The sequence below is a fragment of the Curtobacterium sp. B8 genome (assembly GCF_000333315.1).
In the GTDB taxonomy this organism is placed as follows: domain Bacteria; phylum Actinomycetota; class Actinomycetes; order Actinomycetales; family Microbacteriaceae; genus Curtobacterium; species Curtobacterium luteum.
Window position 1 is genome coordinate 1 of record NZ_BACW01000521.1, and the last position, 11,972, is coordinate 11,972.

Here is an 11,972-nt window from a genome sequence, read left to right on the forward strand (position 1 = left end):
GCGGCAAGTGTGCGGGGTAGGTCTCGGGGGTGGGCTCGACGAGCGGCGGAGCGGCCGTCGGCGGGGCCACGTCGTCGGGTTCGGCCCACCAGGGCGACGCAGTGGCCGAGCGGGGCGGCTCGAAGGCGACGGTGGGGGTGTCCTCGGCCTCGTCCGACAGCGACCAGCTCGTGGCCGGCGTCGTCGCGGAGGGCTCGGCCGGTGCCGCCTCGACCGGTGTCGCGGGGCGCGACGGCTCGACCGGGAGGCCCGTGGCCGCGTCCGGCACGGACAGTCGCGTGGTCGGCGCGTCGGGGTCGTCCCCGTCCGACGGCGCTCCGGCAGCCGGCGCACCCGCAGGAGCCGCACCCGAAGCCGGCTCGCCCGGGGCCAGCGCAGCCGCTCCCGCCCCGGCCGCAGCGATGCCGCCCGCACCCGGCGCGGACGCAGGCTGCTCCCCCGCCAGCGCGACGGTCTCGAAGGCCGTCGTCGCGAAGGCGTCCGAGGTGAGCGCCGTCGGCACCTCACCGGTCGCGTCGTCCCGCACCGCCCAGTCGAACGGGCGGTCCGGGCCCGGAGCGTCGACGTCGCGGTCGGAGGACTCCAGCCCGAGCAGCTCGGTGAAGCTCGGCGGCTCGTCCGAGGAGGGCAGCGCGTCCTCGACCCCGAGCGGCTGGCGGGCCATCGGCTCGCCCACGGTCACCGCGCCGGTGCCCGTCCCGGTGGCGCGGCCGAGCCAGTCGACGTCCTCGCGTCCGGTCCCGGTCGGGTCCACCCGTCGACGCTCGTCGTCGAGTGCCCGCGCCTCGGCCGCACGGGCGTCGCGGTTCGACCGGGCCGTCGGGAGCTGGATCGAGCTCGGGTGTGCGTGCTGCGACGGTGCCGAGAGCTGCTCGGGCATCGAGATCGCCTGGGTGGCGGCGTCGTCGGCCACGGCACCCGGAACGGCAATGCCGTCGCGGTCGGCACCGGACGGCGTCGCGTCGTCCGGCTCCGGCGCTGAGGTCGGCTCCGGCGCCGAGGTCGGCTCCGGCGCCGAGGTCGGCTCCTCCTCCGGAGCGGCGAACGGCTCCGGCAGCGGTGCACCCGTCTCCTGCGCGGCCTTGATCGCCTCTCGACGCTCCCGTCGGGACGGCCAGTCGTCGGCCGAGCGGGGAGCGCCGAAGATGTCCGCAGCGCTGCGGAGACCGTGGAACGGAGCGTCCGCGTCCGACGCGCGCCGTGCCTCCAGGCCGTCGGTCCCGTCTCCGGAACCGGCGGTGTCCCCGGGGCGCTGCGCGTCGTCCGGACGCTCCCCGGTCACGCGGACAACCCCAGGTCGGCCAGTCCGATCGCGGCGAAGTAGGGGTACCCGGCGGCCTCGATCTTCTCCTTCGCACCGGTGTCGCGGTCCACCACGACGGCCACGGCGGCGATGATCGCGCCCTCGCGCTCGAGCGCCTCGGCGGCCTTGAGCGGCGAGCCGCCGGTCGTGGAGGTGTCCTCGAGCACGATGACGCGCTTGCCCGCGACGTCGGGGCCCTCGACCTGGCGGCCGCGCCCGTGGTCCTTCGGCTCCTTGCGCACCACGAAGGCGTCGTACGCGAGTCCGCGGGCGGCCGCCTGGTGCAGCACCGCGCTCGCGATCGGGTCGGCACCCATGGTCAGCCCACCCACGGCGGCGACGTCCGGCACCTCGGCGATGAGGTCGGTCATCACCTGTCCGATGAGCGGCGCGACCCGGTGGTCGAGGCTCACCTTGCGCAGGTCGATGTAGTACGACGCCTGCTTCCCGCTCGTCAGGGTGAAGTCGCCGTGGAACACGGCATCGGCCTTGATGTGGTCGATCAACTGGGCACGCACGTCCGTCACAGCGCACCAGAGTAGCCGGTCGGGGTGGTACGCCGCTGCTGATCGCCCGCTGCACGCCGGGAGGCCTGCGCCGAGCCCGCCTCGGTACGCTCCGGAGCATGTCCCGCTCCGCACCGTCGCCCGCAGTCGAGGCCGGGCGCGCGGCCCCCGCGGGCAGGTGGGTCGCGGTCGGCCGGGAGGCACTGGGCGCGCTGGTCGCGCTGGCCCTGTCCGTCATCGCGTTGCGGCACGTCATCGCGACGCCGCGCGTCGCGCTCCTCTGGTACGACGGCGACTCGGTGCTCCTGCCGCTGGTCCGACGGTCGCTCGACGCCGGGCAGCCGTTCGAGTGGGCGATGTCCCCCGCGCTGTTCTTCTTCCCCGAGCTGCCCGTCTACCTCCTGTGCTCGGTCGTGACCGCGACGCCGCAGCAGGCGCTCACGCTGAACGGCCTGCTGGTGCTGCTCGCCGTGTACGCGCTCCTCCGTGCGGCGGCGAACGAGCTCATGCCCGCCGCCGGGCGCCCGGCACGGATCGCAGTCGCCGGGCTCGCGCTCGCCTTCGTGACGGCGCTCGTGCTCACGGAGTCGACGGCGACGGCTACGTCGCTCGAGCTCGCCTCCTTGCTGCTCACGACCACCTACTACTACGGCGCGGTGCTCGCCATGCTCGGCACGGCCGTGCTCGTGCTCCGCGCGGTGCGGACCGGCCGGGCGTCCGTGCCCGTCCTCGTCACGCTCGGGCTCGTCGCCGCGCTGACGACGGCGTCGAACCCCCTGTACGTCCCGTGGTCGGCCGGGCCGGTGATCGTGACGCTGGTGCTGCTCGCGCTCGCGCGCCGGGTGCCGTGGCGGCCGTCACTGCTGCTCGGGTCGGTCCTCGTGGTCGGCTCCGTGGCCGGGTACCTCGTCCGGGTCCCGCTGCGCCCGTTCGTCTCCCTCGACCCCGCGACGTACGTGCACCCGTCCCGTGCGGTCGACACCCTGGCGTTCTTCGCGCAGCTCACCGACGACCGTGCGGCTTCCGCGGCCGGCGACGCCGGGCTGCTGCTGCTCTTCGTCGGCGTGCTGCTCGCCGTCGGCGGCACCGTGTGGGCGTGGCGGGTCCGGACCGCACGGACGGTCCTCGTCGCCACGGTGCTGCCGCTGGTGACGGTCGTGGCGGTGTCCGTCGGGGTCGTCGTCGCCGGATCGGAGACCCCGCGCTACCTCGAGCCGATCGTCACCGCGCCGCTGCTCGCGATCGTCGCGGTCGCCGAGCTCACCCGCACCGCGGTCCGCGCCACACGGGTGCACCGACCGTCGCGGGCGGTGCGGACCGTCCTCGCGATCGGCGCGGCGGCGGTGCTCGTCGCCGGGGTCGCGGCCGTCCCGGGCACGGTCCGGACGGTCACGGACGCGCGCTACACCGCTGCCCGCTGCCTCGACCGGTGGGCGGCCGGGCGGGACGTCACGGGCGTCGGCCAGTTCTGGACGGTGCGGCCGCTCGCGACGTACGCCGCCCCGAACGTCGAACTCCTGCAGGTCCGGGACACGTTCGACACCTACCCCTGGCTCGTCGACCTCGGCGCGTACCGCGGGGCACGGCCGACGTTCGTCGTCATCGGGTCCGGGGACGTGTGGACCCGGGCTGTGGAGGACTCGCTCGGGAGCCCCGCGTCGATCACCCACTGCACGGGCTTCGACGTCTACGACTACGCGGGGACCACCGGGGCGGCCGTGCTCCGCGACCGCGTGGTGCAGAGCGCCGAGCAGACGCTCCGGGACCGCGGCTTCTGAGAGTCGTCCACAGCGGCGCGCCGACAGCCGGTCCTGCCTGTACGGATGTATAGGCTCGCCACCGTGACCCGCGCCACCCGCCACCGTCCCGCCCGCCGGCTCCCGGTCCTCCCGCTCCGTCTCGCCGTGACCGGCCTGGCGCTCGCCGGACTCGTGGGCACCGTCGTGCTGGACGCCCCGGCAGCGCAGGCGAAGACGTACCCCTCGTGGGACGACGTCCTCGCCGCCCGCGGCAAGGAGTCCGACAAGCAGGGGCAGATCACCCGGATCCGCGGCATCATCGACGGGCTGTCCGCCGACCTCGAGGCGGCGCAGGACGAGGCGGAGCGGCTCGGCGACGAGTTCTACGACGCCCAGACCGCAGCCCAGCAGGCAGCCGAACGCGAGCAGCGCCTCCGCGCCGATGCCGATGAGCACGCGGAGGTGGCCGAGCAGAGCGCCGCACAGGCGGGCCAGCTCGCCGCGCAGATGGCTCGCTCCGGCGGTGCGGACGTCACGGCCTCCGTCGTGGGGAGCACCGAGGACGCCTCCGACCTCCTCTACAACCTCGGCGCCCTGAGCAAGCTGTCGGAGCAGGCCGAACGGGTCGAGGCCGCGGCGACCGCCGACGCCGCGGTGGCCCGGTCGCTGACCGCGCAGGCCGACCGCGCCGCGGAGAAGCTCGACGAGCTCGCGCAGGCGGCGCAGGACCGCATGGACGAGGCGCAGGCGGCGTCCGACCGGGTGCAGACGGCCTACGACGAACAGCAGTCGAACAAGGCGAGGCTCGACGCGCAGCTCGCGACCCTGACCTCGGGGCGCGTCCGCTCCGAGAAGGAGTTCGCGAAGGGCGAGGCCGTCCGCAAGGCCGCGGAGGAGAAGGCAGCGCGTGAAGCAGCCGAGCGCGCCGCGGCCGCCGAACGCGCGCGGGCAGCCGCGGCGAACAGCGGCGGCGGGTCGAGCGGGGGTTCGTCGGGTGGGTCGAGCGGGTCGAGCGGCGGTTCGTCCGGTGGCTCCGCCGGGTCCGGCTCCGGCACCGGCTGGGTGCGGCCCGCGAGCGGTTGGATCACGAGCCCGTACGGGTACCGGGTGCACCCGATCCACGGCGGCGTGATCTTCCACGAGGGCGTCGACCTCGGGAGTGCGTGCTCGAGTGCGATCGTCGCGGCGGCTGCCGGCACGGTCGACTACGTCGGGTGGTACGGCGGCTACGGCAACTACGTCCGCATCTCCCACGCGGGCGGCTACCAGACCGCCTACGGCCACATCGTGAACGGCGGGTTCCGGGTGTCGCCCGGCCAGCAGGTCTCGGCCGGACAGCTCATCGCGCTCGTGGGCTCGACCGGCAACTCGACGGGCTGCCACTCGCACATCGAGGTGCACACGGGCGGGACCACCACCGACCCGGTGCCGTTCTTCGCGGCGCGCGGCGTCGCGTTCTAGCCGAGCGCCGCGCGCAGGCGGCGGGCGGCCGCGCGCCCGCGCAGCGCCCCGCCGCCGCGCGCTCGCGGGCAGCGCCCGGCCGCGAGCGCGGGCGCCCGCGCCCGCGCTCGCACAACGGAAAGCACCCCGAACCGCGTGATCGCGTGGTTCGGGGTGCTTTCGGTTGTGCGCCAGCACACCGCACCGGCACCGGCAGGCGCCACCGCCAGCGCCGGCGCCGCCGCCGGCGTCAGTGCACGCGGTCCGGCTTCCCCGACCCCGCTCCCCCGCGCGCGATCTCGAGCAGCACGGGCAGCCGCTCCCCGAGCACCGCGTCGAGGTCCGCGACGACGGCCTCGACACGCTCGGTGAGCTCCCGCGGTCCCGCACCCCGGCGGGGCCGGACACGGATGCGGACGGCCCGACGCCCCCGGACCCGGTAGACGTCGACCGCGAGCGAGGCCACCTGGGGCAGGTCGCCGATCGCCGAGGACAGCGCGTGCTGGACCGCCGCGGCCTCGATCCGCACGGAGCCGGCGACACCGTCCGCGCCGCCGTCGTCCTCGACGACCGTGCCGGTCCGCCCGCCGCCGAGCGTGCTGAGCACCACGAGGGCGAGGACGCCGAGCACGACGGCCCCGCCGAGGAGCGCCGTCCACGCCGCGATCGAGGCCTGCCGTGCCGCTCCGGGGCCGAGGTCGGCGAGCCCCGCCCGGGCGACGTCCTGCCACACCGCCGCGACGGCCGGGACGGTCGGCACGAGCACGGTCACGACCCCGACGCCCAGCAGGGCGAGCCCGACGAGCACCAGGGCGATGCGTCCGAGGACACGGTTCGTCGCGTTCACCCGTCCACCCTCCCGGTCGGCTGGACACGGGCGTGCGCGGTGACGGTCGGCTGTGCGGCGACGGCGTCGAGCTCGCGCTGCACGGCGTCGGTGGCGTCGAGCACGGGGACGTCCACGCCGGCGGCCGGGCGGAGGACCACGTCCACGGTCCGGCGCCCGACGGTGCCGACGGCCGCGTCGGGTCCGAGCCGGGTCGCCGAGCGGGCGGCGCGGGCCACGGCGGAGGCGAGCACCTCGTCGTCCACGATGACCGCGAGCCGCTCGGACGGCATCGTGTGCCGGGGCAGGCGCTTCGGCAGGAGACCCCGGAGCAGCAGGGTCAGCCCGAGGACCGCGACGACGGCGCCGACGGTGACGACGACGGTCGTGTCGAGCCCGCCGGGCGCCCGCGCAGCCGCGTCGACGACCGCGCGTGGGTCGACGCCGAGCACCCGCTGGCCGAGCAGGACGGCCGACGCGGCGACCACCACGACGGCGGCGAGGAGTACGACGAGCAGCATCGCGACGACGACGGTCCCCGAGCGGGACGCCGTCGTCTCGCGACGGAGCACGCGGCGGTGGACCCGGTCGTCCGGGGCGGCGCGCGGCACGTCGACGTCGCGTGGAGCGGCGGCGCTCACCGGACCCTCCGGGGGACGTCGACGACCGACGAGGCGTAGGTGACGTCGACCCGGTCGACCTGGCGTCCCGTGATGGCGTGGACCCGGTCCGCGATGGTGCCCCGGGCGCGGTGCGTGGTGACGAGCACGGGCTCGGTCGGCACCGCGCCGGAGCCGAGCACGGGGACGCGCAGCGGGGCGGTGACCTCGACCGACAGCGAACCGCGCCCGTCGCCGGTGACCCGGGCGCGAACGTCCCGGAGGGGCGCGCGGAGCGCCTCGGCGGCGACGGCCTGGGCCGTGTGCACGAGCGCGGCCGAACCGATGCGGTCCCAACCGGGGACGACGCCGCCGCTGCCGGGACCGCCGGCGACGACGGCGGGACTCACGACGAGCTCCGGCGTCCGCGGAGGACGTCGGCGAGGCGGCGGACGTCGAGGTCGCCGCTCACGATCCGACCCACCAGGGCCCCGACGAGCATGGCGACCGCCACCACCACGAACGCCCAGAAGCCGAGCGTGACGGCGACGATCGCGAGCACGGCGCCGACCCCGGCGCCGACCACGGTGGCGTTCATCGCACGCGGCCCTCGGCGTCCTCGGTCGCGGCGGGCAGTCCGGGGATCTCGACGTCGTTGATCGCCACGTTGACCTCGGTGACCTCGAGCCCGACCAGGTCGGTGACGGCGGTGGTCACGGCAGCACGGACGGCCGAGGCGACCTCCATCATCGGGACCGGGTACTCGACGACGATGGTGACGTCGACCGCGGCCTGCGTCTCACCCACCTCGACGCGGACGCCCTGCCCGAGGGCGCTGGAACCGATGGCGTCGCGGATCGCGCCGAACGCCCGGGCCGCGTTGCCGCCGAGGGCGTGCACGCCGGGCACGTCGCGGGCGGCGATGCCGGCGACCTTCGCGACGACCGCGTCGTCGATGATCGTCCTGCCCTTGGTGGTGACCTGCGTCGTCGGCGAGCCGGTGGTGGGCCCGTCGACGCGGTCCGTGGTGGGTGCCATGGTGGTCTCCGATCTGATCCGGTGGTGCACCCCAGCGAACACCATCCGGCCGGGGAGGGACCGGTAGGTTCGGACCATGCGCGTGGCGACCTGGAACGTGAACTCCGTCCGCACCCGAGTGGGGCGGATCGTCGACTGGCTCGTGCGTGAGGACGTCGACGTCCTCGGCATGCAGGAGATCAAGTGCAAGCCGGAGCAGTTCCCGACCGAGGCGTTCGAGGCGGCCGGCTACCAGGTGGAGGCGCACGGCCTGAACCAGTGGAACGGCGTCGCCTTCGCCAGCCGGCTGCCGATGGAGGACGTCACGCGCGACTTCCCCGGGCAGCCCGGCTTCCTCAAGGGCCACGAGGGCCCGGACCTCCCCGTCGAGGCCCGCGCGATCGGCGTCACGGTCGACGGTGTCCGCCTCTGGAGCCTCTACGTGCCGAACGGTCGCGAGCTCGGCGACCCGCACTACACGTACAAGCTCGACTGGCTCGCGCAGCTCGCCGACCGCACCGCGGAGTGGCTGTCCGACGACCCGGAACTGCCGCTGGCGCTCATGGGCGACTGGAACGTCGCGCCGCTCGACCAGGACGTCTGGGACGTGCGGGTGTTCGAGGGCGCCACGCACGTGAGCGAACCCGAGCGCGCCGCGTTCCGTGCGTTCGAGGAGCGCGGGCTGCAGGACGTCGTCCGGCCGATCGTGCCGGACGGCTACACGTACTGGGACTACAAGCAGCTCCGCTTCCCCCGCAACGAGGGCATGCGCATCGACTTCGTGCTCGGTTCCCAGGCCTTCGCCGACGTGGTGACCGACGCCGCGATCCACCGCAACGAGCGCAAGGGCGACGCGCCGAGCGACCACGTGCCGGTGTCGGTCGACCTCGACCTGGACACCTCGCTCGACGACGACCGGCCGATGATCTTCTGACGCCCGAGCGGCACCGCTCGGAGCACAGCGGCACCGCTCGGAGCACAGCGGCACCGCTCGGAGCACAGCGACACCGCACCGCGTGCTGCTCTGTTACGCCCGGCGTCCGCCGCCGTTGTCGACGGCCCGGGGCGGACGTAGGTTTCCTGCACCGGCGACGCACCGTCGCCGCTCTCGAGAGCAGGTGAAGCCATGTCCCGCACGACCGTCCTCCCGATCCAGCGCGTCATGGCCGACGCCAACCCCGCCGCGTGGCGTGACGGCATCGTCGTCGAGGCGCACGAGGCTCACCTCGTCGTCGCGTTCCTCGACGGCGCGGTGACCCGGCTCCGGGTGGCGGACGCCGACGCCCTCGCGTCCGTCGGGGCCCCGGTCGCCCACCATCCGGTGGCTGAGCTCCTCAGCTCCGGCGGGGTCCGCACGACCGCTCGGGCCGCCTGACCGCCTCGGCTGAGCACGGCCCGCCGAACGCGGGGGTCACGTCGTCAGACGGGCATCGCGTCCATCATCGCCCGGCACTCGGCGACCATCTCGTCGCACGCCATCGCGCAGTAGCGGCACGACTCGTCCATGTCCGCGTGCTGCCGGCACTCCGCTGCGCACGCCGTGCCCATCGCCACGCAGGCGGCGAGCATCGTGCGCATGGCCTCGGCGTCCATGCCCATCGGACGCATCATCATGCGCATGCCGGTGTCCGCGAGCATCGCCGTGTTCGAGCACATCGCCGCGCAGGTGGCCATCTCGCCGCCCGTGCGCATGTCGGAGGCGGAGCACATGGTCGCGGCCATCGACGCGGCGTTCATCGCCATCATCGTGTCCTGCATCATCTCCATGTCCATCGCCATCGGCATCGCGTCTGACGACATGGTCTTCATCATCGCCATCGTGTCCATCGTGGTCTCCCGTTCCTCGTGGTCGTGACCGCCACGGTACGCGCGCCGTCCGCGGCGCAGGCTACGAGCGCGTGAAGAGTCCGCAGCACCCGCTCGCTCTCGGCGCGTCCGCGCCCACCACCCGACGGGAGGCACGGTGCGACCCCGCCACGCGCCTCCCGTCCGGCGCCTCCCGTCCGCACCGTGCGAGCTTCCCCACACCGTGCGAGGCACAAACCCCCGCACCGTGTGCGCAACCTCGCACCATGCGCACGCGCGCACGCGCACGTGCGCCCCCGGCGCGTCCGCGCCCACCACCCGACGGGAGGCACGGTGCGACCCCGCCACGCGCCTCCCGTCCGCACCGTGCGAGCTTCCCCACACCGTGCGAGGCACAAACCCCCGCACCGTGTGCGCAACCTCGCACCGTCCGCAGCACCCGCTCGCCCCCGGCGCGTCCGCGCCCACCACCCGACGGGAGGCACGGTGCGCCCCCGCCACGCACCTCCCGTCCGCACCGTGCGAGCTTCCCCACACCGTGCGAGGAACCAACCCCCGCACCGTGTGCGCAACCTCGCACCATGCGCACGCGCCGCCGAGCCACGCGCACGCGCGCCGCGGCCTACGGGTGCAGCAGCGCCGCGATCGCGACGAGCACCGGCACGGACCCGACGGTCGTGAGGAGCACGACGTCCCGCGCCACCGGCACGGCCGCCCCGTACCGCTGCGCGTAGTTGAACACGTTCTGCGCGGCCGGCAGCGCCCCGAGCGTCGTCAGCACGAACACGTCCTGGTCGCCGAGCCCGAACACCGACCGGGCGAGGACGAACGCCACCGTCGGCATCACCACGAGCTTGATCGCCGAGGCGACGAGGACGTCCGTCCGGATCGACGGGTCCCGCAGCGGCGTCGCACCGTGCAGGCTCATGCCGAAGGACAGCAGGACGACCGGCACCGCGGCAGCTCCCACGAGCGAGAACGGCTCGAGCACGGGAGCGGGCAGCTCGACGTGCAGCGCCGAGCACGCCAGGCCGACGAGCGACGCGATGATGATCGGGTTCCGGAACGGCCCGGCGATCCGACGCGCGAGGCTCCCCGCGCCCGCGGTGGCCGTGTCGAGGACGGTCAGGGCGATCGGTGCGAGCACGATGAGCTGGAGCAGGATCACCGGCACGACCGCGGTGGCCTGTCCGAGTACGTACACCGCCACGGGCAGGCCGATGTTGTTCGCGTTCACGTAGCTCGACGCCAGTGCGCCCACCGTGGTCGTCGCCACCGGACGGCGGAGCACCAGCCGGAAGACGAGCGCCGCCCCCAGCGCCACGACGAGCGCGCTGACGAGCGACACCCAGAGCATCGGGGACAGCAGCGCGGCGATGTCGGCCGTCGCGATCGTGTGGAACAGCAGGCACGGCATGAGCACGAAGAACGCCAGGCGCCCCATCACGAACTGCGCGTGCTGCCCGAGCAGGCCGGTGCGCCCGACGACGTACCCGGCGGCGATGATCGCGCCGATGATCGCGAACCCGGTCAACACGCCACCCATCCCGACCATCCTGGCACCTCGGCTTCATGTGACGTCGTTCAGCCCGGAAATGCGTCCGCGCCGGATACCGTTGCACGCACCATGACCTCGCAGACGCTCACCCGCTCGACCGACTCCAGCCAGCCCCTCGTGCCGCTCCTCGAGGAACGGTGGAGCCCGCGCTCCTACGACGAGAGCGCCACGATCGACGACGCACCGTTCGACGCCCTGCTCGAGGCTGCTCGCTGGGCACCGTCCGCGATGAACCACCAGCCCCGCCGCTTCATCGCGGGACGCCGCGGCACCGAGACCTTCCGGAAGATCAACGAGAACCTCCTCGGCTTCAACGCCGCGTGGGCCTTCCGTGCGAGCGCCCTCGTGGTCGGGGTGCTCGAGACCGTGACCGAGGACGGCGACGAGCGTCCGTTCGCGCAGTACGACCTCGGCCAGTCCCTCGCGGCGCTGACGGTCCAGGCGCACGCCGAGGGACTGCACGTCCACCAGATGGCGGGCATCGACGCGGCCGGTCTCCGCGCGGCGTTCGACCTGCCGGAGCGCTTCCTCCCGTACACGGTGTCGGCGATCGGTACGGTGACCGACCCGTCGCAGCTCGACGACAAGGCTGCGGAGCGCGAGGTCGCCCCGCGCACGCGGCTGCCGCTCGACGAGGTCGTGCTCGTCAAGGAGTGAGCCCCGCGTCCACCGTGCGCGGCCGCACCCCGGGTCCAGGGGTGCGGCCGCGTGGCATGTACGGACACGGGTACACGGACATCACGGACGCCCGCGACGGGTGCCGGCGTCGCACCGGCCCTGAGCCGACACCCGTCGCACCCGGCGTCTCGTCGGCGCGGCTCTGGCAGGATCGTGCACATGACCACGCCCCGCCTCGTCGCCTTCGACCTGGACGACACCCTCGCCCCGTCGAAGTCGCCGCTCGACCCCCGCATGCTCGAGACCTTCGCGTCCCTGCTCGAGGTCGTGCCGGTCGCCGTGATCTCCGGCGGCAACTTCCACCAGTTCGAGCAGCAGCTCGTGACCCCGCTCCGTGACCGCGAGGGCCTCACGCTCGAGGACCTCCACCTCCTGCCGACCTGCGGGACGCGCTACTACCGGTGGCAGGACGACGACTGGGCGCTGCAGTACGCCGAGGACCTCACCGACGAGCAGAAGACCCGCGCCCTCGCCGCGATCGAGGAGCAGGCGAAACAGGC

At 74.4% G+C, this 11,972-nt stretch carries 15 protein-coding genes and 1 pseudogene; 7 read left to right on the forward strand and 9 right to left on the reverse strand.

Features of this window, described 5'->3' with window-relative positions; genetic code table 11:
* Positions 1–1,282, reverse strand: a 1,282-nt coding sequence (locus I59_RS20055; RefSeq protein ID WP_022904348.1) for a hypothetical protein, incomplete at its 3' end; no start/stop codon positions are given.
* Complete coding sequence (pyrE, locus tag I59_RS13660; RefSeq protein WP_022904349.1) at positions 1,279–1,830, reverse strand: orotate phosphoribosyltransferase; 552 nt, start codon at positions 1,828–1,830, stop codon at positions 1,279–1,281. The genes I59_RS20055 and pyrE, both read right to left, overlap by 4 nt.
* A 98-nt stretch (positions 1,831–1,928) precedes the next feature.
* Here pyrE and I59_RS13665 point away from each other — a divergent pair, with 98 nt between their 5' ends.
* Positions 1,929–3,587, forward strand: coding sequence for a hypothetical protein (locus I59_RS13665; protein WP_022904350.1), 1,659 nt, complete (start codon positions 1,929–1,931; stop codon positions 3,585–3,587).
* Between the two features lie 63 nt (positions 3,588–3,650).
* Positions 3,651–5,009 carry a M23 family metallopeptidase gene (locus I59_RS13670; protein ID WP_022904351.1) on the forward strand — a complete coding sequence of 453 codons (1,359 nt, stop codon included), beginning with the start codon at positions 3,651–3,653 and terminating at the stop codon, positions 5,007–5,009.
* A gap of 229 nt (positions 5,010–5,238) precedes the next feature.
* Here the strand turns inward: I59_RS13670 and I59_RS13675 are convergent, their stop codons facing one another.
* Genes I59_RS13675 through I59_RS13695 form a run of 5 tightly spaced genes read right to left on the reverse strand, consistent with a single transcriptional unit; the run spans position 5,239 to position 7,451 of the window.
* Positions 5,239–5,835, reverse strand: coding sequence for a hypothetical protein (locus I59_RS13675; protein ID WP_022904352.1), 597 nt, complete (start codon positions 5,833–5,835; stop codon positions 5,239–5,241).
* On the reverse strand, positions 5,832–6,455 hold the full coding sequence (locus tag I59_RS13680) for a hypothetical protein (RefSeq protein ID WP_022904353.1): 624 nt from the start codon (positions 6,453–6,455) through the stop codon (positions 5,832–5,834). The genes I59_RS13675 and I59_RS13680 overlap by 4 nt, the downstream gene beginning before the upstream one ends.
* Positions 6,452–6,823, reverse strand: a complete 372-nt coding sequence (locus I59_RS13685) for a hypothetical protein (protein ID WP_022904354.1) — start codon at positions 6,821–6,823, stop codon at positions 6,452–6,454. The genes I59_RS13680 and I59_RS13685 overlap by 4 nt, the downstream gene beginning before the upstream one ends.
* Entirely contained in the window at positions 6,820–7,011 is a 192-nt protein-coding gene (locus I59_RS13690) for a DUF2273 domain-containing protein (protein ID WP_022904355.1), read from the reverse strand. The genes I59_RS13685 and I59_RS13690 overlap by 4 nt, the downstream gene beginning before the upstream one ends.
* Positions 7,008–7,451, reverse strand: coding sequence for an Asp23/Gls24 family envelope stress response protein (locus I59_RS13695; protein WP_031273832.1), 444 nt, complete (start codon positions 7,449–7,451; stop codon positions 7,008–7,010). The genes I59_RS13690 and I59_RS13695 overlap by 4 nt, the downstream gene beginning before the upstream one ends.
* A 76-nt stretch (positions 7,452–7,527) precedes the next feature.
* Between I59_RS13695 and I59_RS13700 the strand changes: the two genes are divergently transcribed.
* Positions 7,528–8,364, forward strand: coding sequence for an exodeoxyribonuclease III (locus tag I59_RS13700; RefSeq protein ID WP_022904357.1), 837 nt, complete (start codon positions 7,528–7,530; stop codon positions 8,362–8,364).
* A 192-nt stretch (positions 8,365–8,556) separates the two neighbouring features.
* On the forward strand, positions 8,557–8,805 hold the full coding sequence (locus I59_RS13705) for a hypothetical protein (protein ID WP_022904358.1): 249 nt from the start codon (positions 8,557–8,559) through the stop codon (positions 8,803–8,805).
* A gap of 44 nt (positions 8,806–8,849) precedes the next feature.
* Here the strand turns inward: I59_RS13705 and I59_RS23555 are convergent, their stop codons facing one another.
* Positions 8,850–9,029, reverse strand: coding sequence for a hypothetical protein (locus I59_RS23555; RefSeq protein WP_261976580.1), 180 nt, complete (start codon positions 9,027–9,029; stop codon positions 8,850–8,852).
* On the opposite strand from I59_RS23555, the gene I59_RS23560 reads away from it, so the two are divergent.
* Positions 9,022–9,285: a hypothetical protein gene (locus tag I59_RS23560; RefSeq protein WP_261976581.1), complete on the forward strand. Its 264-nt coding sequence runs from the start codon at positions 9,022–9,024 to the stop codon at positions 9,283–9,285. The genes I59_RS23555 and I59_RS23560 overlap by 8 nt on opposite strands.
* 573 nt (positions 9,286–9,858) lie before the next feature.
* Here I59_RS23560 and I59_RS13715 read toward each other — a convergent pair.
* A complete protein-coding gene (locus tag I59_RS13715) occupies positions 9,859–10,782 on the reverse strand; it encodes an AEC family transporter (protein ID WP_031273833.1) in 924 nt (307 codons plus the stop codon).
* Between the two features lie 81 nt (positions 10,783–10,863).
* On the opposite strand from I59_RS13715, the gene I59_RS13720 reads away from it, so the two are divergent.
* Entirely contained in the window at positions 10,864–11,451 is a 588-nt protein-coding gene (locus tag I59_RS13720; RefSeq protein WP_022904361.1) for a nitroreductase family protein, read from the forward strand.
* A gap of 180 nt (positions 11,452–11,631) precedes the next feature.
* Positions 11,632–11,972, forward strand: a pseudogene (locus I59_RS13725) (HAD family hydrolase); the annotation flags it as partial.

Excerpts from the sequence above, each read along its gene's own strand:
- I59_RS13720 (WP_022904361.1), top strand. The coding sequence starts at position 10,864 with ATGACCTCGCAGACGCTCACCCGCTCGACCGACTCCAGCCAGCCCCTC.
- I59_RS13695 (WP_031273832.1), bottom strand. The coding sequence starts at position 7,451 with ATGGCACCCACCACGGACCGCGTCGACGGGCCCACCACCGGCTCGCCG.
- I59_RS23555 (WP_261976580.1), bottom strand. The coding sequence starts at position 9,029 with ATGGGCATGGACGCCGAGGCCATGCGCACGATGCTCGCCGCCTGCGTG.
- I59_RS13690 (WP_022904355.1), bottom strand. The coding sequence starts at position 7,011 with ATGAACGCCACCGTGGTCGGCGCCGGGGTCGGCGCCGTGCTCGCGATC.
- I59_RS13700 (WP_022904357.1), top strand. The coding sequence starts at position 7,528 with ATGCGCGTGGCGACCTGGAACGTGAACTCCGTCCGCACCCGAGTGGGG.
- I59_RS13715 (WP_031273833.1), bottom strand. The coding sequence starts at position 10,782 with ATGGGTGGCGTGTTGACCGGGTTCGCGATCATCGGCGCGATCATCGCC.
- I59_RS13705 (WP_022904358.1), top strand. The coding sequence starts at position 8,557 with ATGTCCCGCACGACCGTCCTCCCGATCCAGCGCGTCATGGCCGACGCC.
- I59_RS23560 (WP_261976581.1), top strand. The coding sequence starts at position 9,022 with ATGCCCATCGGACGCATCATCATGCGCATGCCGGTGTCCGCGAGCATC.
- I59_RS13665 (WP_022904350.1), top strand. The coding sequence starts at position 1,929 with ATGTCCCGCTCCGCACCGTCGCCCGCAGTCGAGGCCGGGCGCGCGGCC.